The sequence below is a fragment of the Marinomonas spartinae genome (assembly GCF_900089775.1).
Lineage (GTDB): Bacteria > Pseudomonadota > Gammaproteobacteria > Pseudomonadales > Marinomonadaceae > Marinomonas > Marinomonas spartinae.
This window is the reverse complement of the sequence record NZ_FLOB01000005.1, coordinates 182625-200972: the sequence shown is the minus strand read 5'-3', so window position 1 is coordinate 200972 and position 18348 is coordinate 182625. Positions and strand designations below refer to the sequence as shown.

Here is an 18348-nt window from a genome sequence, read left to right as displayed (position 1 = left end):
AAACACTCGATATAAAACAGGAAAGAGATTAGAAACAATCAAGGCCCCTTGGGGCCTTGTAAAAACTTATGGGCTTATGATTTACGTCGCGTCAATCGACGCCTTTCAAAATCACGAATACGTTGTCGACAATGGGCGATCGTTTGTTCGCTCATCGGACTACGTCTTTCATCACGCAACTCGCCACCGAGATTACGCACCAAGGCCTGTGCTGTTTCCAGCATAAAATCAAAGGCCTTCATACTGTTCTTAGGACCAGGTAAGCCCATAAAGAAACTCACGCCGGGGCAATTGCTTTCTCCCATGGTATCAAGGTCGAACGTACCAGGCTCAATGGCATTGGCCATACTAAACTGAACACGGCCACGATCAAAACCTTCTTCATGACGATGAAAAATATCCATTTCGCCATAGCGCATACCACAATTAAGGACCAATTGAAGCAATTCTATACCCGAAAAAGTTTCGCCTTCTGGGGCAAACACATTAATTACGATGACTTCTTCAATCTCAGCGACATCATCATGGCTAGCTGAGTCTTCATCCTCATCGAGACTCCTTCCCTGTAGCGTTGTTTGGTCCATATCGATACTGGAATAACTGCGTTCATAATCATCATCCGACTCTTCAACGATCTCTTCACGATCTAGCAAACCATCATCTTTGACCGTTCCATCCAAGTCATCATAGTACTCATCGTATTCCTCTTGCTGAGTATCGGTATCTGAGTAATCATGATGAGAAATATCCGCCTGTCTATCACTCCGTTCAGGAACCAAACTGGCTAAATCGTCTAAATGCATTTCATCATCACGGTCTAAGGCGGGACCCGAATAAACTTTATGCGGCACATCCGCCAACGGCGAATTAACCGTTTTACGGGCGTTTTCAAACGCATTGGCAACCGGATCACTCTGTGCTTTCTTACTTTTTGACGATGCCGGGCGAGCCCCACCATTTGGTAGCTCACTTTTAATCACCGCCTCTTTAGCAAGATCATCAGGATCAATAAAACTCTCTTCTTCTTGGCTAAAGGTTTGCCCTTTTTTATACCGACGAAATCCATCGATCAAAATGACGATGATGATCACGACGCCAATTAAGATTAGCCACTCACGCAAGCTAAATTCCATTACATTTTCCGAATAAGATCAATAAAGTTGACTGTATTATCAAACGAAGCTCGATAGGATTCAATTACAAGCTTACCTTGATTGAATAAATCGACTCACTGTTTGAAGGCAAAGCCCTTCTTATACCAATTACACGCCCTTTTGTCAGGTCAGATGAATGAATACTAGACAATTTTACGAAAACATCGACCTTTTTTGTGCTTGCCAAGGTTTGTGTTGACATAAGGTTATCCAAATTCGTCAGTATAATGGGCTTATTAAGCGCCTGTGGTGATATTTTACGAATTGCAATGGGGACTTTTTGCCCAGGAATACGTGCATACACCAATAAGGTATCATCGTCATGCCAAGTTACCTTATTCGGATCCCACTCTATTTTAATGGCAATAGCATTCGTAATTACAGAAGGAATATCTCGGTAAGAAATATCACCTTCTTCCCTCGCTTTCATAATTGCCGATAATAGGGTATTTCGCTCCGCGATATTATGATTATGACGCACGGCATTTTGCCAAGCTATTACCGCCTTTTTATAGTCTTTACTAGAAAAATAGGCGACACCTTGAAGCCCCAGTGCTGTTGCTTGATTGGGGTCAAGCGCTAACGCCTCATGCACCACTTTTTCCATTTTGGGCGAGCTTTTATTGCCATTCGCATAAAATATGGATTGGGCATAAGCCACTAAGACATTCACGCGATCAGGCGACTCTTCAGGCAACAGAGCTAACGTTTTCAGATAAGACGCCTCGGCTTTGGTAAACTCGCCTTGCTTCATATAGTTATTGGCTTCGTAGTACCAATCCTCAGGTCGATTATAACGGTGGCTACGGTAAGCTAAAAAGGATTCTACTTGCTGAGGCGTTACCGTTTTCGCTTGTAACCGCTCAGTAAACACAACCTCTTTGGCATAACCTAAGTATTGGTAAAGACCAACACTGCCTAGGATCACAAACGACGCCATGGCAATTAACACAATACGAGTGAAACGCGGCTCCGTGATATCAGTCTGCCTTTGCTGTTCCTGTGTTCGCTTCGTTTCAGAGGAAAGGTCTCTCAATAACTGAGCCGATTCTTCATGAGATAAGCGCCCCACTTCTTCTTCCATCTGTATCTCGTGGCGTCGCACATTATCAAACGTATCAGAGCTGACATCCGATCGTCGAACTTGCCCTTTTTGGACACTCATAAATAAATACACAATACTGGCGACCAGTATAAACGCCATCACCAACCAAGCAGTCATCATACACTCTCTCCTTTGCGGCGAAGTCGGTTCCTAATAATGACAACCGCAAAAATAACCAAACCGATTCCTAACAAAATAAAGGGGCCATACCAGAGCGCAAAAGTTGCTGCATTGTGTTTGGGACGATACAGCACAAAATCACCGTATCGAGCAACCATGTAATCCACAATTTCCTTATCCGACTGACCGTTTTCAATCATGTCGTGAATTTTATGTCGAAGATCTTTCGCAATCCCCGCGCCTGAATCGGCTATGTCTTGATTTTGGCATTTAGGACAACGTAACTCTTTCACTAACGCGTCATAACGTGTCTGATTAACAGGTGAGCTGAATGTCATCAACTCCTCTGCTTGTCCATAGACGGCACAGGATAAGACCAGCCATACAACGAGCTTGATCAAGCGACGAAAAATGGCGGCGTCAATCATTGCATATATCCCTGTATAGATTTCCAAACCGCCTCATCCAACGCACCTTGATGTCGATACACAATGATCCCCTTGCTATTGACAACAAAGGTCTCCGGAGCACCTGTTACCCCCATATTGACGCCGAAATTCCCTAATTCATCCAATAACACCATTTTGTAGGGGTTACCTTTATTACGTAACCATTGCTCAGCGCTGGCCTTACCATCTTTGTAATCAATGCCAATAATGGGAACTCCTTTTTTAGCCAGCCTCATCAAATAAGGGTGTTCTATTGCACAAGTTGGACACCAAGTTCCCCAAAAGTTGATTAAATAGGGCCCTTTTGGTAACTCCACATTAGTGACAACTTGATCGGTATCGAGCGAAACCAAGTGGATCGCTGGCACAGGTTTACCAACCAAAGCAGAGGGCATATATTCAGGGTTTTTGCCAAGCTGAAGATAAAACACGATCCCTAGCGCGATAAACACGACGAGAGGAATAAAAAAAATAACCTTACGCATGACGTCCCTCTACTCGAGCTCGATAACGCTTATCTAAAGCCGACAGCACACCACCACACATCATTAAAATGCCACCAAACCAAATCCAACGAACAAAGGCTTTAACGTAAATACGCATACTCCAAGCTTGATCATTAAGCTTTTCTCCTAAAGACACATAGAGATCCCGAGTTATCCCTGCGTTGAGAGAGGCTTCCGTCATCACTTGACGACGCGCTTCGTAAAAACGCTTTTCCGGTTTAAGTTGTGCCACCAACTTACCGTCCTGATAAACAGCAATATCAGCTTGATCAGCCACATAATTGGGCCCTTTTAGAGACTCAAACTGATTCAAAGTAAATTGATAACCTGCAAACGATACCGTCTGTCCCGCCGCGATTTTTACTGTGGTTTCTTTACTGCAGGTACTGACCATCAAAATGCCAATCAAGCTCACTACCAGCCCCAAATGGGCTAACATCATGCCATAGTAATTACGCGGTAGCTGTCGAGCTCTGGGAATAATTCCTTTCGACCCAGCGGAAACCTTTATAAACCAATCTTTGCAAGTTAATAGCACCACCCAAAACGCCACCGACAAACTCAGCCAAGCCATGCCTCCTAAGTGATAAATATAGCTAATAATGCCAGCAAGCAAGATAGAGACAACGCCAGGCCACACGCATAAACGCACTAATAAAGAGGGCTTGGTGCTATGCCACTTAGATAGAGGACCAATGGCCATAAACACCATTAGTAATAAGGCAAGGGGCGAGAAGACAGTATTAAAATAAGGCGCCCCAACCGAGATACGCCCAAGATCAAGAGCTTCAAACAACAAGGGATAAAGTGTGCCTAACAATACCGTCAGTGTGAGTACCGTTAGAATAATATTATTCAACAACAACCAAGCTTCGCGACCAGTTACCCCAAAAGCCACTCCCGCTTTTACTTGGGACGCTCGTAAGGCGTACAACAACAGGCTGCTGCCGATTAGCACAATCAACAGGGCAAGAATAAAAACCCCACGTGTTGGATCCGCCGCAAACGCATGCACAGAAGTTAATACACCAGAACGAACCAAAAAGGTGCCAAGCAAGGACAGACTAAAGGTGAAAATGGCTAATAAAACCGTCCAACTTTTAAACACCCCACGCTTTTCCGTCACGGCTAGAGAGTGAATCAAGGCGGTGCCTGCCAGCCAAGGCATAAGGGACGCATTTTCGACTGGATCCCAAAACCACCAGCCGCCCCAGCCCAGTTCGTAATATGCCCACCAACTGCCTAGCGTAATCCCCAAGGTTAAAAATGCCCAAGAGACAGCCGTCCAAGGACGTGCCCAGCGTGCCCATGACGAATTTAAGTTACCAGTAATTAACGCTGCAATCGCAAAGGCAAACGCCACTGAGAAGCCGACGTAGCCCATGTACAACATGGGGGGATGAATCACCAACCCGATGTCTTGCAATAACGGATTTAGGTCTGCACCATCAACAGGCACATTGGGTAAGTCACGAACAAAAGGCGATGATGTGAATAACATGAACAGTAGAAAACCCGTTGCTACCATTCCCAACACACTCAGCACAATGGGACCCACCTCTTTGGGTAACGTATGGCTTTTCAATGCAACCACACTGCTCCAACCGCATAATATCAGTACCCACAGCAATAGAGAGCCTTCATGACTGCCCCAAATGGCACTGAATTTATACCAAATAGGCAGCTTACTATTGGAGTTTAAACTGACATACAGAACGGAAAAATCATCGGTCAAGAACGCAATGGCCAAGACGATAAAACTTACCAAGACAAAACAAGACATCAATAAGGTCAAAGGACGTGCCGTGGATAACAAAATGGGGGTATGACGCCAATAACCAATAATGGGCACGACCGCCAAGCAGCAAGCAAAGAACAGAGAGAGAATAAGGGAAAAATTACCCACTTCAGGAAGCATAAAAAAGCCTAATTATCATTATAGGGTTTGGATGGGGTGTTGCCTTTGGCTTGTTTAAGTGCATTTGCGACATCGGGCGGCATGTATTTCTCGTCATGCTTTGCCAACACTTGAGATGCGAGGAATGTACCATTAGGCAACAACTTTCCTTGGGCAACGATGCCCTGACCTTCACGGAATAAATCTGGCAAAATACCATGATATTCAATATGGACGATACGCTTAAAATCGGTGACATTAAAGGAGACAAATAAGGTATTGCTATCACGCTTAACACTCCCCTTCACTACCATTCCACCCGCACGAATATTGACACCTTTCGGGGCCTCACCAGAAGCAATTTGTGTCGGAGTATAAAATAAATTGATATTTTGCTGCAAAGCATACAGAACTAAACCAATGGCACCGCTTAGAACTAATACAATAATAGCAATCGTGATAATGCGCTTTCGTCTGATGGGGTGCACTAGGATTTAGACTCTCTTATATAGCGCTTCTTAAGCTTATTCAATTCTTTGCGACGACTTATCAAGGTGTCCAACCCCAAACCGACCAATGCCAACGCTCCTAACCCATAAGCAGACCATACATATACCCCATAGTTCCCCATATGGAAAAAAGCGGTCCAGCTATCAAATACCATCACTAACCACCTCTTTTTTAAGCCAGCTAGCACGATGCTCCCGACGCAATATTTCCGTCTGCATTCGCCACACGACCAAACCCGCGATAAACAAATAAAAACTCACCACACAGATCAACAAAGGCATCCACATAACTTCAGGCATATCTGGCTTTTTCGTAAAACTAAAGGTGGCAGGCTGATGAAGCGTATTCCACCAAACGACTGAATATTTAATAATGGGCAAATTAATGACCCCCACTACACAAATGACCGCAGCCGCTTTATCCGCTAACACCCTATCATCTAAGGTATTCTGGATCGCGATGATCCCCATATAAAGCATAAACAAAACCAATACTGACGTAAGTCGGGCATCCCATACCCACCAAGTTCCCCAGGTGGGTTTCCCCCAGATAGAGCCAGAAAATAACGCAATAGCAGCCATTACTGCGCCTATGGGAGCCATGGCTTTAATAAAAACGGGGGCCATTTTCATTTGCCAAACCAGAAAAACAAAGCCTGCTATACCCAGTGATAAATAACAAGACTCAGCCAAAATAGCACTTGGCACATGCAAATAAATAATGCGGAAGACATTACCCTGTAGATAATCCTTAGGGGCGAATGCTAACCCCCAGATCATTCCTACTATTATGCCAAGCACTCCTAACCAAAAAATGGGGGCAGCCCACTTTTTTGACCATTGGAAAAACCACTTTGGAGAGCCTAATTTATGAAACCAGCTCCAATTCATTAACGTACACTCGCTCTTAAACAAATAGGTGTCATTAATGGCGACATAACCAGGGCCAATAATGATATGGCACTAATGATTGCCAATAATCCGCTATATGGCAGACCTGAGGCCACCGCCTGTATAGCCGAAGTAGAAAAGATAATAATCGGAAAATAAAAGGGCAGAATAAGCAACAACATCAATAACGCACCCTGCCTTAAGGATACCGTTAAAGAGGCCCCAATTGAACCAATCAAAAATAGCCCTGGGGTACCAAGCAGTAATGTCGTCATGAGTACGCCCAACACACCGTCAGGGAGAAATAACATTTCAGAAAATATCGGTGTTAACAGTAACAAAGGGATTATCATCCCCAACCAATGTACTAACACCTTGAGTAGCACTAACCAAGAAATGGATAAGCCACTGACTAAAAGCTGCTCTAAAGAGCCATCGGCGTAGTCTTCTTTGAACATACTTTCTAAAGAAATCACCGTTGACAGCGCCGCCGCACACCAAATAATTCCCCCTGCCGCAGGGGCTAAAAATGCCTTAGAAGGATCCACTCCAAGAGGAAACAACACAATCACTAATGTAAAAAACAACAGAGCATTCACAAGATTTTGTTTGCGACGGAACAATACTAGACATTCGGCTTTAAAGTAAGAAAAGTACGTCATGCCGTGAGCTCTACTCGCCTTGGTGATAATAACGTTACGGGCTGATGAGAGGTAAAAAAAACTATCCCCCCCTGTTCAGCATGCTCTCTGATCCGCCCCTCCAATAACTGAATACTTGTTATATCGAGAGCAGAAAAAGGCTCATCTAGAAACCAAATCGATAAATCCGACAACCACAGCCTCGCCAAAGCAACCCGTCGAGTTTGCCCAGCCGACAGTGCTTTAATCGGAACGTCAAGATAGTCTTCTATTTTCAATAACGACAAGACACGCGCAATGTCCGTCTCTGACACGTTAGGGAAATACCAACGGATGTTCTCAAGCACAGTGAAGACACTCTTTAACCCCAAGGCATGACTAATATAGAGAGACTGCTTCAATAAAGGTTCACGGTAGCTCAATACATCCTCGCCATTCAGTTTTACCGCACCTTCTACAGGGGACACAAGACCAAACAGTGTTTTAAACAGAGAACTCTTACCTGCGCCGTTGTCCCCAATGATATGAATAATATCGCCTGATGATGCCGTTAAAGAAAAACCCTTACAAAGATCTCTGTCACCACGCTCGATCCATAAATCTGATATGGTTAACGATAAATTAGATTGCAAAAGAAATGTCCATTTGGTCCGTTAAGGTCATAATAACGCCATCGTGTGTTTTGAAAACACAAAAATAGGTAAAAACGCCTATTATAAGAGAAAGTTCGTCAAATACCGAATGAGTATGTCTGCCTATGCTACCCACAATTAAAGGATCCAACACCCAGACAGCAAATCAGCCTAATGCTCAACCTATGGCACAAAAGCAAATTGGGCTTATCAGCAAACTCAACAGTGAGATAAAGCTGATCGAAAGCATGAGCATGATTCGCCTCACGGGCAGTGAAAAAATCATCTTTCAGGGAAAACCCGCTCAACTTTTACAGGCAACCACTCAACAAAATACGACCTTCAACCTGATCAATACTGGCAAACCAATCACAATTTCAGGTAATGAAAACACACAAATTCGTTTAAATGGCGCCCACCAAGCCAGCCTTACTCTGCCTCAATCTGCAGCAGCGACAAACCTTGCTTTAGCGTCTCGTGTGGTTAATTTAACCGTCCTCTCTGCCTCTGTCCAAACCAACACCAACGGTCAAGCACAGTACAGCGCTCAAGTATCGGATGGGCAAAATCACTTTATGATTACCACGCAAACGGCGCTGAAAAAAGGCGATGTCCTTCGTGTGTTCATGGACAATAAAAATCAACTACAGGTCTTACCCTCAAACAATAGACAAACCAGCAGTTTGTCTATTGAAGCCCTTAAACAAAGCCTTCCCAAACAACTATCGGCCAGCGAAATGGCTCAATTATTGAAACAACTGCAATCTATCCAACACACTACGACGCCGCTGCCCCCCAAAGTACAACAGGCACTGACGCAACTCATTCAGAACCTACCCAATATCGATACACTAACCCAATCACCAAGCGCCATGAAGCAAGCGCTACAAACAAGTGGACAGTTTTCAGAATCACTGCTTAAAAACAACCATCCATTAGCCGCAGCGGATTTAAAGCTGAATCTCTCAAGGTTAAATACAACACACCAAGAAACCAGTTCGTTAAAACCCTTCCCGACTGACCAAATTGCCAATGCCATTGAGCGTATCAGCACAAACCAATTAAGACACTTTGCCGACAGCAATCAGCCCTATGCACAAATGTTCCCCATGCACATTGATTTACCCATCAAAGAGGGACAACAAAACCATCTTGTACAATTGGATATCGATCAAGATGCGTCCACCAAAGAACTCCCAAAAGAAGAGCGTCGCTGGCTAGTAAAGCTGAAGTTTGATTTTGAAGAAACAGGTCGCTTTGATACTCGTCTTAGTATACAGGGTAACAAAGTCGGCATTGTCTTTGCTGCTGAGCAAAAAACCACTCAAACAGCGATTCGACAGCACATGGAAGAACTGAAACAAAAGCTTAGGGAAAAGGACATAGAAGTGGAACGTTTGGACGTTTTCCAAGGTAAACTAAAAGAGGATCCGCCAGTCAAACCCAAACACACAACTTTGATCGATGAGAGGACTTAATGAAAAAAGCCGTTGCCCTTAAATACGATTACGCTGGCGCACCTAAGGTCACCGCGAAAGGAGAGGGATTTATTGCCAGGCGCATTTTAGAAATAGCGGAGGAGCACGACGTTATGCTCCATCATAGCCCTGAACTCGTTGAAATGCTCAGCACCGTCGAACTAGGCGAGGAAATTCCCGAATCACTCTATTTAGCGGTTGCAGAAATCATCGCCTTTGCTCACAATTTAAAGAATCATCGCTGGTCATAACAAAAGTGGCGGCCAATCCAGCCTTAATCTCCACCAAAAGAAAATCACTTTAGTGATAGTCTGAATTACGACGCGATTCTTTCTTCAACAAACTAATCAGCTCCGCCTCGGCTCTAATCAAACCACATTTAGATACCAAGTCATCAACGGTAGCCCCCATCTCCAACAAATCCATCGCACGATTATAGGAAATATTCCCTTCTTTAGAGAGAAGCTCTGACTGTCGCTCAACGGCGATATTCAATTTCTTCTCAATGGCAACCAAACGTCTTCCCATACCGATTGATCCAGACGCTAATACTTGAACTTGCTTTTTTTGATTCAAATCGGCTTCTTGATGCATTTGTTGCATGCGTTTTACACGCTTAGATAAACGAAGTCCCCAAACAGCCAACGCAACTAACATTATAAATTGAAGCACGAGAAGAAGGTTAAACAACCATTGAGATTCCATCGAGTACAACTACCTTCGAATTTACATTGAACCTATATCAGACCACTCATCTTCCGATAGAAGCTTATCGAGATCCACGAGAATCAACAGAATATCATTTTTATGGCATACACCTTGAATAAATTTTGAAGATTCGTCATTACCGACACTTGGAGAGACTTCAATTTCAGACTGGCGCAGATAAACAACCTCAGAAACCGCATCCACCAAAATACCAATGACATGCCCTTCCACTTCCATAATCATAATACGAGACGAATCCGTGATATCTCCTGAGGGCAGATCAAAACGCTGACGCGTATCGATAACGGTGACAACCGTACCACGTAAATGGATAATACCCAACACAAAACTGGGCGCCCCTGGAACCGGAGCAATCTCAGTGTATCGCAAGACTTCTTTAACTTGCATAACATTCACACCATAGATCTCATTTTCTAAACGAAACGTCACCCACTGAAGAATTGGATCTTCTGATTGTTTAGATTCATTTAACGCTACGCTTTTTGTTGTCATCGTCTCTCTCCATGATCACTCTACATGATCAATCAATTTTGTTTGAGGTGTTTTTTAAACCCGTTGTTGGGGTCTTCCAAAAGCTCAATAAAGCCCTGCACATCAAGTATGGCACACATATGATCAATTACCGTACCTGCCAACCAAGGTCGTTTACTCCTATCACTACGCCACTTCACTTGCGACGGTTCTAGTGAAATGGCTTCGGCCACTTTTTCACAAGCAATAGACCAATCGGATCGATCCAATTGAATCACAAATTTAAAATGCTCTTTTAAATCACCTTGATAGTGATTTGGCATCACCCAACGTGCCGTATCCACGGTACGTAAGTTGAAATCGCCGACATTCGCGACCCCCATAAACCAATCAGGTTGTCCAAAAATGGCGGTGAGTTTGTCATGGCTACTTTGGTGTATACCACCAAGTTCAACTAAGGGAACCGCCATTTTTAGCCCGCCAACGTAAAACAAGAGACATTCAAAACGACTCTTAGCCCAAGGCAAAGGTTCGGTTTTCGCCACCCATCGGCTTTTTATTGGCTCTGGCTCTGGCTCTGGCTCTGGCTCTGGCTCAATAGCCTCTACTTCTGTTGTACTTTCTTGCAAGGCCACTTCTTGCATACCTGAAATGGCATTCTCAAAATCAGCAAAGGAAGCATCTAATGCCTCAAGAGATACTTCATTGTATTCTTTTTCAACGCCTTCCTCCGTTAACCCCCACTCTTCAAGAGAGGGAGCCTCAGATAAGCGATCTTCTGCTGACGTCTCCTCACTATCTTCTGACTTTTCTGTGATCTGCTCTTCTTTTGTTTCTCGCCCTTCATCTACCTCTGCGACGGCATTAGATTCATCCTCTAGATTTTCTTCCTCTAATACCTCTTCATCCGATGCTTCTTCTAAGGCGTCCTGTTCAGACAGTTCTGGCTCATTGGAATCAATAATCGTCGCCTCTTGCAGCAAATCATCAAGATACCGCTGCACCGCAAGTTGGGGACCAACCAATTGATCTTTTGTTTTCGTTTCTTTCATAACCTTTAACCCGCTGGGTTCAATAAGGAGTCCATCAGACTCGCATACGCTTTTACGCCTCGCGCACTCGCATCAAGCGCAGAAGGAGCCACTCCTGCGGTACTGGCGTCGCGTAACTTAGTATCGACGGGGATAACTGAGTGCCACACAAGCTCTTCGTAAGAGTCTTTCAGGCTTCTCAAACTTTTATTGGATGCTTGTGTACGTCGGTCAAATAGGGTCGGCACAATCAAATAAGGAACAGGCCGTTTCCTCGCCCGGTTAATCATAGTCAACGTACGTACCATTCTTTCCAAACCTTTGATGGCCAAAAACTCGGTTTGTACCGGAATCACTAACTGTTGGCAAGCCGCCAATGCATTAATCATGAGCACCCCAAGCACTGGCGGACTATCAATCAACACATAGTCATAATCATCCCATAAAATCGCAAGCGTTTTGGAAATCACTAACCCCATACCGCCTTGTGCTTGGGCATGTCTCTCCAAGGTAGCCAATGCCGTTGAAGCTGGTAACAAAGAAAGATTAGGATGGCCTGTCTCTAAAATAAGTTGGCGTGGGAGAGTGTCTGGTATTTTCCCACTGACTTGAAAAAGGTCATAAGCACTATGTTCTATCGAGTCTGGGTCAAAACGGAAATAACTCGTTAATGATCCATGTGGATCAAGATCTACCATCAGAACCCTGTTGCCAGCGTCTGCCAATAATCCTGCCAATGAAACCACTGTGGTCGTTTTTCCTACACCACCTTTCTGATTTGCCACTGCCCAAATGTGCACTCTATGTCCCCTGAGTTCTATGCTATTATTTTGCTTACACTTTCATTGCAATCATATACAGTATTGCGCTATTTAAACAAGTAATCATAAAGATTATCAAAGTTACTTTTACTGATTCGCAAGGTGACACGACGATTTTTCCGTCTATTCTCCTCACTGGTATTACTGACTTTTGGATCTTCACTGGCAAACCCAATCGGTGCAATCAGTTTTGGGTTAACTCCTTGATAGACCAATTCGTCTACGACCGAGGCCGCTCTTAAACTAGATAAATGCCAATTCGACATTAATCGACTCGATTTTACGGGTAAATCATCGGTATTCCCGACCACCAACACAGGAGAGGGATAAGCTTTTAATACCTTTGAAACAACCATTAACACAGCAACGGCCTCATTCGTCAGCTGATATTCCCCTTCACCAAACAATAAGCTAGATTGTAATTCCAAATTAACCCAATGTTTTGATTGGCTCACTGCGATTTTTCCAGACTCACTTAGCCCCTGAAATTGATTACTGATAGTAGTATTAAGGACGTCATAAATTGTCATTGGCAATGGCGCCGTATTGCTATCTTTATTCTCTGTCTTAGAAGGTGTGGCTGGAATCATTTTAGTGTCCACCGCGGCCTGTTCAGTTGGCTGACCTATAATAGGCTTACCAACGGTAATCGGCTTAATCGACTTTTGCACCGCATCAAACACACCATTCAGCGTTTCGGCTATTTTTTTATTATCCCCTTTATGCTGGATAGAAATGGAATAGAGAGCCACGAAGAAGGCAAATAACAAGGTAATAAAATCGGCATAGGATAGCACCCAACGATCTCGACTTTGGGTATTCTGTGGCCGTTTCTTTTTTAGAACACGTCGACGACGTGAAGGCGCAGGAGAAACAGCTTCATCACTCATAACTTGTTAGCTCTCGCTCTAAACGTTGCGGATGTTTACCTGTAGCGATACCGTAAACACCATCAATCAACAACTGATTATAAAGCAGTTCTTGATCTGCGTAGCTAGATAGCTTTCTAACAATGGGGAAGACAACAAGATTCGCAAAACCCTGCCCATAAAGCGTAGAAACAAAGGCCACAGCGATACCATGACCTAACGCCTCAGGACTATCAAGATTCGCCATCGCTTGAATCAACCCCAATACAGACCCCATAATACCGAGCGTCGGCGCGTAACCGCCAATGGATTCAATAAAGGTCACACTGGACATACGACGGTCGTGGATGCGATTGGCTTCATCGTGCAAACGATCCGCCAGTTCCTCTGCTTCATCGCCATCGATAGCCATTTGAAAAGCTCGCATAGCAAACTCATTTGAGAGCTGTTCTATATCACTTTCTAAAGCTATTAAAGAGAGTCGCCTTGCTTTATAAGCCAGGGTAATCATGGTAGATCGAGCAAAGGAGAAATCAAAGGTGGGGGGAAACAGGCTCCACTTAGCCAGAGAAATCGCTCTTGAGGCGTCGTGAATACTACTTTGCATCAAAGTTGCACCAAAACTCCCCAAAATCACAATAATTGCAGAAGGCAGATTAAGGAGGAGAATCACTTCTCCTCCGCCAAGCCAGTTAGATAAAAAGACAGAGCCAAACGCAAGAAGCAGTCCAGCCAGCGTCACCAAATCCACTAGCTAACCTCACGCGCTAGGCGCTCACCAATATGACTTAGATCGATAATATCATCAGCCAAATTGGCTTTTTCTACTGCCATTGGCATACCATATATGACGCAGGACTCTTCACTTTGGATCCAGACTCGGGAGCCGGAGTTTTTCAGCATACGTGCACCTTCTCGACCATCAACCCCCATGCCTGTCATGACAACAGACAGTACTTTACCAGGATAACATTTAGAGGCAGACCCAAACGTTACATCAACAGAGGGCTTATAATTAAGTCGCTCATCACCATCCAAAATACGGACACAGCCGCCATTGCGAGGATCCACCATCATTTGCTTACCACCCGGTGCCAGTAAAGCAACCCCAGCTTGCAAACGATCGCCGTCTTTGGCCTCTTTCACGGTAATTTTACAAATATTATTTAGCCTTTCAGCAAATGCTCCAGTAAACGCAGCAGGCATATGTTGAACCAGCACTAAAGGAGCGGGAAAATTAGCAGGTAACTTTGTTAGTACCGTTTGCAGGGCCATAGGCCCCCCCGTTGACGTACCTATCGCAACCAAGCTCACTTTTTTTCTAGAGCGCGGGATAATCACTCCGCGTTCAGTGACGATCGGTTTTGGAGCCTCTCGTGGCGCAAGACTCTGGACAGGGGCTCTTGATCCGCCAAGACGCGTTCGAGAAACGGTCAACACCCGTTCAACTAATGTATGTTTTACCACCGTAGAATCTCGGGAAATATCCTCGAAATTCTTCGGCATGAAATCAACCGCGCCCGCTTCAAGCGCATCAAGAGTAACTTTTGCCCCTTCATGCGTTAACGAGGAGAACATTAACACAGGCGTTGGTTTGAGCTTCATAATATTAGCAACAGCGGAAATACCATCTAAAACAGGCATTTCGTAATCCATTGTCACCACATCTGGCGACAAAGACTGCACTTTATCAACCGCTTCCTTGCCATTATTAGCCGTTCCAACAACGGTTAATCTCGGGTCTGCTTCAAAAATTTCTACTAGACGACGTCGGAAAAAACCGGAGTCATCTACAACCAGTACCTTTACCGGCATACCGCCACTCCCAAATCAAAATCTATCTACCTAGAGGCGTAACTCTTTAACATGCTAGGTACATCAAGAATTAATGCGATACGGCCATCACCAGTAATCGTCGCACCAGCCATGCCTGCGGTTCCTTGTAGCATTCGACCCAGAGGTTTAATCACCACCTCTTCTTGTCCAACCAACTGATCCACTACAAAGCCAACTTCATTAATCCCCACTTGGACCACAACCACATGCGCTTCTTTTGGTGTCGTGTCACGCGTTCCGCCTTTAATCAACCAGCTCTTAAGATGGAAGATTGGAAGTGTTTTGCCTCGAATAACAACCACTTGCTGACCATCTACAATGTTGGTTTTTTGTAGGTTCAAGTGGAATATTTCATTCACACTAACAAGCGGGAAAGCAAACGATTGATCAGCTAAAGTCACCATCAAGGTTGGCATAATCGCTAAGGTCAAAGGTACTTTAATAATAAAGCGTGACCCCTGTCCTAGAACAGATTTAATCTGTAACGTACCATTTAGTTGGGAAATTTTCGTTTTAACAACGTCCATTCCCACACCACGGCCTGATACATCTGTAATCTCTACTTTGGTCGAAAAGCCTGGAGCAAATATAAGATTGAAGGCCTCTTCATCTGATAACCTTTCCGCAGCATCTGTATCCATCAAGCCTTTTTCAACTGCTTTTTTACGTAGCACGTCAGAGTCCATACCCGCGCCATCATCATCGATGGATAGCAGAATATGATCACCTTCCTGCTCAGCAGACAAAATAACGTGACCAACTCTCGGCTTACCCTTAGCTTCCCGAACATCAGGCGCTTCAACACCATGGTCAACCGAGTTTCTCACTAAGTGAACAAGTGGATCGGCAAGTGCTTCTACTAAGTTTTTATCGAGGTCTGTTTCTTCCCCACGAAGCTCGAGATTCACTTCTTTCTTCAGGTTGCGAGCTAAGTCACGTACCACACGAGGAAACTTACCGAATACTTTCTTGATTGGCTGCATTCGGGTCTTCATTACAGCGTTTTGCAAATCACCCGTTACCACGTCAAGGTTAGAAACCGCCTTGCCCATGGATTCGTCTTCACTTTGCAAACCAAGACGCACCAGACGATTTCGCACTAAAACAAGCTCACCCACCATATTCATGATGTCATCAAGTCGTTTTGTATCTACCCGAACCGTTGCTTCTTGTGTAACTGGCACACCTGCGACTTTATCTTTTGCATGATGATTCGATGGCGGAGGAGTATCGTCTGCCTTAGGTGCCCGAGGAGCTGGCTTAGGCTCCACTTTTGGCTCCACCTTTTTAGGTGCAGCTTTCGGTTTCGCTGGCGCTTCTTTCTTAGCACTAGCCTTACCAGCATCCCCCTTAGGAGCCCCCTTCTTACCATGAAGACTGTCCAGTAAAGACTCAAACTCATCTTCTGTGATCAAATCAGAATCAGCACTAGAGGTGCTTGCTTCAGCGTCCGGTTTTTTGTCCTCGGAAGGCGCACCACCTTCTTTTGGCTTAGCTTCTGGGGCCTTATTCTCCTGAACTTGATCATTACTATCTAAACCAGGCGCACTTCCACCGTGTAATTGGTCGAGTAATTTTTCAAACTCGTCTTCCGTAATTTCATCAGACTCGGCAGACGATTCTTCTGATACATTTTCGGAGTGATCTGCGCTTTGTGCCTCCTTGCTACTATCAAGACCCGGTGCACTATTACCATGCAGTTTATCAAGCAGCTGATCAAATTCATCCTCAGTAATTTCATCAGAAGCATTATCTGAACTCACCTCTGCTGCGGCAGTATTGCTGTCTGCTTTTTCTGCTGGAGTATCCTCACCACCTAGCGCATTAAGCAAAGATTCAAATTCATCGTCGGTAATATCCGCAGGCTCATCCGACTCACTCGCATCGGATGAATCATCGATTAGCTCTTCTTCAACTGCCTCGTCTTCCTCAACTGCCATGTTTTCATCAGATAACTCATCTTCTGGCTCCTCATCAGCATCAACGCTACCGCCAGCTAACTCTTCAGCAGTGGGCGGTTTTGCATAGACACTAAGAGCCTGAATCAGATCAGGATCAGCACGCTCAGGTTCATTACCAGAACGAACAGCTTCAAACATCTCATTGATTGCATCAAGAGCCTGCAGTACCACGTCCATCAAATCAGAATTAATAGTACGCTGGCCATTACGCAAGATATCAAATACGTTTTCCGCATAATGACAACAATCGACCAGTGCCGTTAACTGTAAAAACCCCGCTCCCCCTTTAACGGTATGGAAACCCCTAAAGATAGCATTCAATAATTGCTTATCGTCTGGGTTTTGCTCTAGATCTACTAATTGTTCGGAAAGCTGTTCCAGGATCTCTCCAGCTTCTACCAAAAAATCCTGTAAAATTTCTTCATCGACCTCGAAACTCATCCTCAGCTCCCTTTAGAAACCAAGACTTGATAGCAAGTCGTCTACTTCGTCTTGACTATTCAGTACTTCTGGGTTGTTTTGTTTATTAATAGCTGGACCATGACCACGAGTGTCGTCGTGCTCGGCTTCACTATCGTCATGCTCCATTCCGGAGATACTATCAACACGTCCTGCAACAGCAACGAGATGTACAAGGCGTTCTTCTACATCTCGAATTAGATCGTTCACTCTTGTAATTACTTGACCAGTTAAATCTTGATAACCTTGCTCTAGAAGAATTGTATTGAGGTTGGAATGCAAGGTTGTCGCACTGTCATCTGCATACTTTAAAAAACCATCAATACGCTTATATAGTTCGCGAAACTCTTGAGGTGATAAATCGCGCTGAATCAAACGATTCCAATCTTTTCTTAACTCTCTTGCTTGGCTTTGTAGCTCACTTGCAACAGGAACACTTCCATCCACCATATCCATGGTTTTATTGGCCGCTGAACTTGTTAATTCAATAACATATTTCAACCGGTCAGAGGCATCTGTAATTTTAGTATTACCAGATTCAGAGTGCCCTTCACCCACCACCAAGTCCATTGAATCAACTTGAAAATCGCGAATTGCGTCATGGAGACTTCTTGTTAGCGTCCCGACTTCTTTATAGAAACTATTATGTCGAGCCTCGCTAAGCTCTTGAATAACCTTTATCGCACTACTAAAGTCACCGACTTCAATGTGGTTCAAAAGATCAACAGCACCATCCTTCACTAGGGATTCAAAATCCCCCAAGCCTGATTCAAGTTTCTTTGACATCAA

General features: G+C 44.3%; 21 protein-coding genes. 2 read left to right on the top strand and 19 right to left on the bottom strand.

Translation table 11 applies throughout. From position 1 onward, the window contains the following. Positions 1-74: 74 nt before the first annotated feature. From zipA to ccmA, 10 genes are all read right to left on the bottom strand, one after another. Entirely contained in the window at positions 75-1133 is a 1059-nt protein-coding gene (gene zipA / locus MSP8886_RS12745; protein ID WP_067016988.1) for a cell division protein ZipA, read from the bottom strand. A 64-nt stretch (positions 1134-1197) separates the two neighbouring features. Next, entirely contained in the window at positions 1198-2379 is a 1182-nt protein-coding gene (gene ccmI, locus MSP8886_RS12740; protein ID WP_067016986.1) for a c-type cytochrome biogenesis protein CcmI, read from the bottom strand. Next, on the bottom strand, positions 2376-2807 hold the full coding sequence (locus MSP8886_RS12735) for a cytochrome c-type biogenesis protein (RefSeq protein ID WP_067016984.1): 432 nt from the start codon (positions 2805-2807) through the stop codon (positions 2376-2378). Before MSP8886_RS12735 ends, ccmI begins: the two co-directional genes overlap by 4 nt. Then, positions 2804-3313, bottom strand: coding sequence for a DsbE family thiol:disulfide interchange protein (locus MSP8886_RS12730; RefSeq protein ID WP_067016982.1), 510 nt, complete (start codon positions 3311-3313; stop codon positions 2804-2806). Before MSP8886_RS12730 ends, MSP8886_RS12735 begins: the two co-directional genes overlap by 4 nt. Further along, positions 3306-5252, bottom strand: coding sequence for a heme lyase CcmF/NrfE family subunit (locus tag MSP8886_RS12725; RefSeq protein WP_067016980.1), 1947 nt, complete (start codon positions 5250-5252; stop codon positions 3306-3308). The genes MSP8886_RS12730 and MSP8886_RS12725 overlap by 8 nt, the downstream gene beginning before the upstream one ends. Before the next feature lie 8 nt (positions 5253-5260). Further along, positions 5261-5719 (bottom strand): cytochrome c maturation protein CcmE, encoded by a 459-nt coding sequence (gene ccmE, locus MSP8886_RS12720; protein WP_067016978.1) that lies wholly within the window; start codon positions 5717-5719, stop codon positions 5261-5263. Then, complete coding sequence (ccmD, locus tag MSP8886_RS12715) at positions 5719-5895, bottom strand: heme exporter protein CcmD (protein WP_067016976.1); 177 nt, start codon at positions 5893-5895, stop codon at positions 5719-5721. Before ccmD ends, ccmE begins: the two co-directional genes overlap by 1 nt. Continuing rightward, the gene (locus MSP8886_RS12710; RefSeq protein ID WP_067016974.1) at positions 5885-6631 is read right to left on the bottom strand and encodes a heme ABC transporter permease; all 747 of its coding nucleotides are present in this window, start codon (positions 6629-6631) and stop codon (positions 5885-5887) included. Before MSP8886_RS12710 ends, ccmD begins: the two co-directional genes overlap by 11 nt. After that, on the bottom strand, positions 6631-7293 hold the full coding sequence (gene ccmB / locus MSP8886_RS12705; RefSeq protein WP_067016972.1) for a heme exporter protein CcmB: 663 nt from the start codon (positions 7291-7293) through the stop codon (positions 6631-6633). The genes MSP8886_RS12710 and ccmB overlap by 1 nt, the downstream gene beginning before the upstream one ends. Beyond that, positions 7290-7904 (bottom strand): cytochrome c biogenesis heme-transporting ATPase CcmA, encoded by a 615-nt coding sequence (gene ccmA, locus MSP8886_RS12700; protein ID WP_067016970.1) that lies wholly within the window; start codon positions 7902-7904, stop codon positions 7290-7292. The genes ccmB and ccmA overlap by 4 nt, the downstream gene beginning before the upstream one ends. Positions 7905-8029: 125 nt before the next feature. Between ccmA and fliK the strand changes: the two genes are divergently transcribed. Continuing rightward, entirely contained in the window at positions 8030-9382 is a 1353-nt protein-coding gene (gene fliK / locus MSP8886_RS12695; RefSeq protein WP_067016968.1) for a flagellar hook-length control protein FliK, read from the top strand. Continuing rightward, entirely contained in the window at positions 9382-9633 is a 252-nt protein-coding gene (locus MSP8886_RS12690; protein WP_067016966.1) for an EscU/YscU/HrcU family type III secretion system export apparatus switch protein, read from the top strand. Before fliK ends, MSP8886_RS12690 begins: the two co-directional genes overlap by 1 nt. A 49-nt stretch (positions 9634-9682) precedes the next feature. Here MSP8886_RS12690 and MSP8886_RS12685 read toward each other — a convergent pair whose 3' ends face one another. The 9 genes from MSP8886_RS12685 to MSP8886_RS12645 form a co-directional block, all read right to left on the bottom strand. Beyond that, positions 9683-10087 carry a DUF2802 domain-containing protein gene (locus tag MSP8886_RS12685; RefSeq protein ID WP_067016964.1) on the bottom strand — a complete coding sequence of 135 codons (405 nt, stop codon included), beginning with the start codon at positions 10085-10087 and terminating at the stop codon, positions 9683-9685. 21 nt (positions 10088-10108) lie between these two features. After that, positions 10109-10603, bottom strand: a complete 495-nt coding sequence (locus MSP8886_RS12680) for a chemotaxis protein CheW (RefSeq protein WP_067016962.1) — start codon at positions 10601-10603, stop codon at positions 10109-10111. Positions 10604-10635: 32 nt separating this feature from the next. After that, the gene (locus tag MSP8886_RS12675) at positions 10636-11634 is read right to left on the bottom strand and encodes a chemotaxis protein CheW (RefSeq protein ID WP_067016960.1); all 999 of its coding nucleotides are present in this window, start codon (positions 11632-11634) and stop codon (positions 10636-10638) included. 5 nt (positions 11635-11639) lie between these two features. Further along, positions 11640-12413 (bottom strand): ParA family protein, encoded by a 774-nt coding sequence (locus tag MSP8886_RS12670; protein ID WP_067016958.1) that lies wholly within the window; start codon positions 12411-12413, stop codon positions 11640-11642. A gap of 68 nt (positions 12414-12481) precedes the next feature. Then, a complete protein-coding gene (locus tag MSP8886_RS12665) occupies positions 12482-13324 on the bottom strand; it encodes a flagellar motor protein MotB (protein ID WP_067016956.1) in 843 nt (280 codons plus the stop codon). Continuing rightward, the gene (locus MSP8886_RS12660; protein WP_067016954.1) at positions 13317-14054 is read right to left on the bottom strand and encodes a motility protein A; all 738 of its coding nucleotides are present in this window, start codon (positions 14052-14054) and stop codon (positions 13317-13319) included. Before MSP8886_RS12660 ends, MSP8886_RS12665 begins: the two co-directional genes overlap by 8 nt. Beyond that, entirely contained in the window at positions 14054-15118 is a 1065-nt protein-coding gene (locus MSP8886_RS12655) for a protein-glutamate methylesterase/protein-glutamine glutaminase (protein WP_067016951.1), read from the bottom strand. Before MSP8886_RS12655 ends, MSP8886_RS12660 begins: the two co-directional genes overlap by 1 nt. 26 nt (positions 15119-15144) lie before the next feature. Continuing rightward, positions 15145-17541 carry a chemotaxis protein CheA gene (locus MSP8886_RS12650; protein WP_067016950.1) on the bottom strand — a complete coding sequence of 799 codons (2397 nt, stop codon included), beginning with the start codon at positions 17539-17541 and terminating at the stop codon, positions 15145-15147. A gap of 12 nt (positions 17542-17553) precedes the next feature. Beyond that, positions 17554-18345, bottom strand: a complete 792-nt coding sequence (locus tag MSP8886_RS12645) for a protein phosphatase CheZ (RefSeq protein ID WP_067016948.1) — start codon at positions 18343-18345, stop codon at positions 17554-17556. Positions 18346-18348: the final 3 nt, after the last annotated feature.

Excerpts from the sequence above, each read along its gene's own strand:
- zipA (WP_067016988.1), bottom strand. The coding sequence starts at position 1,133 with ATGGAATTTAGCTTGCGTGAGTGGCTAATCTTAATTGGCGTCGTGATC.
- ccmI (WP_067016986.1), bottom strand. The coding sequence starts at position 2,379 with ATGATGACTGCTTGGTTGGTGATGGCGTTTATACTGGTCGCCAGTATT.
- MSP8886_RS12735 (WP_067016984.1), bottom strand. The coding sequence starts at position 2,807 with ATGATTGACGCCGCCATTTTTCGTCGCTTGATCAAGCTCGTTGTATGG.
- MSP8886_RS12730 (WP_067016982.1), bottom strand. The coding sequence starts at position 3,313 with ATGCGTAAGGTTATTTTTTTTATTCCTCTCGTCGTGTTTATCGCGCTA.
- MSP8886_RS12725 (WP_067016980.1), bottom strand. The coding sequence starts at position 5,252 with ATGCTTCCTGAAGTGGGTAATTTTTCCCTTATTCTCTCTCTGTTCTTT.
- ccmD (WP_067016976.1), bottom strand. The coding sequence starts at position 5,895 with ATGGTATTTGATAGCTGGACCGCTTTTTTCCATATGGGGAACTATGGG.
- MSP8886_RS12710 (WP_067016974.1), bottom strand. The coding sequence starts at position 6,631 with ATGAATTGGAGCTGGTTTCATAAATTAGGCTCTCCAAAGTGGTTTTTC.
- ccmB (WP_067016972.1), bottom strand. The coding sequence starts at position 7,293 with ATGACGTACTTTTCTTACTTTAAAGCCGAATGTCTAGTATTGTTCCGT.
- fliK (WP_067016968.1), top strand. The coding sequence starts at position 8,030 with ATGCTACCCACAATTAAAGGATCCAACACCCAGACAGCAAATCAGCCT.
- MSP8886_RS12690 (WP_067016966.1), top strand. The coding sequence starts at position 9,382 with ATGAAAAAAGCCGTTGCCCTTAAATACGATTACGCTGGCGCACCTAAG.
- MSP8886_RS12685 (WP_067016964.1), bottom strand. The coding sequence starts at position 10,087 with ATGGAATCTCAATGGTTGTTTAACCTTCTTCTCGTGCTTCAATTTATA.
- MSP8886_RS12680 (WP_067016962.1), bottom strand. The coding sequence starts at position 10,603 with ATGACAACAAAAAGCGTAGCGTTAAATGAATCTAAACAATCAGAAGAT.
- MSP8886_RS12675 (WP_067016960.1), bottom strand. The coding sequence starts at position 11,634 with ATGAAAGAAACGAAAACAAAAGATCAATTGGTTGGTCCCCAACTTGCG.
- MSP8886_RS12665 (WP_067016956.1), bottom strand. The coding sequence starts at position 13,324 with ATGAGTGATGAAGCTGTTTCTCCTGCGCCTTCACGTCGTCGACGTGTT.
- MSP8886_RS12655 (WP_067016951.1), bottom strand. The coding sequence starts at position 15,118 with ATGCCGGTAAAGGTACTGGTTGTAGATGACTCCGGTTTTTTCCGACGT.
- MSP8886_RS12650 (WP_067016950.1), bottom strand. The coding sequence starts at position 17,541 with ATGAGTTTCGAGGTCGATGAAGAAATTTTACAGGATTTTTTGGTAGAA.
- MSP8886_RS12645 (WP_067016948.1), bottom strand. The coding sequence starts at position 18,345 with ATGTCAAAGAAACTTGAATCAGGCTTGGGGGATTTTGAATCCCTAGTG.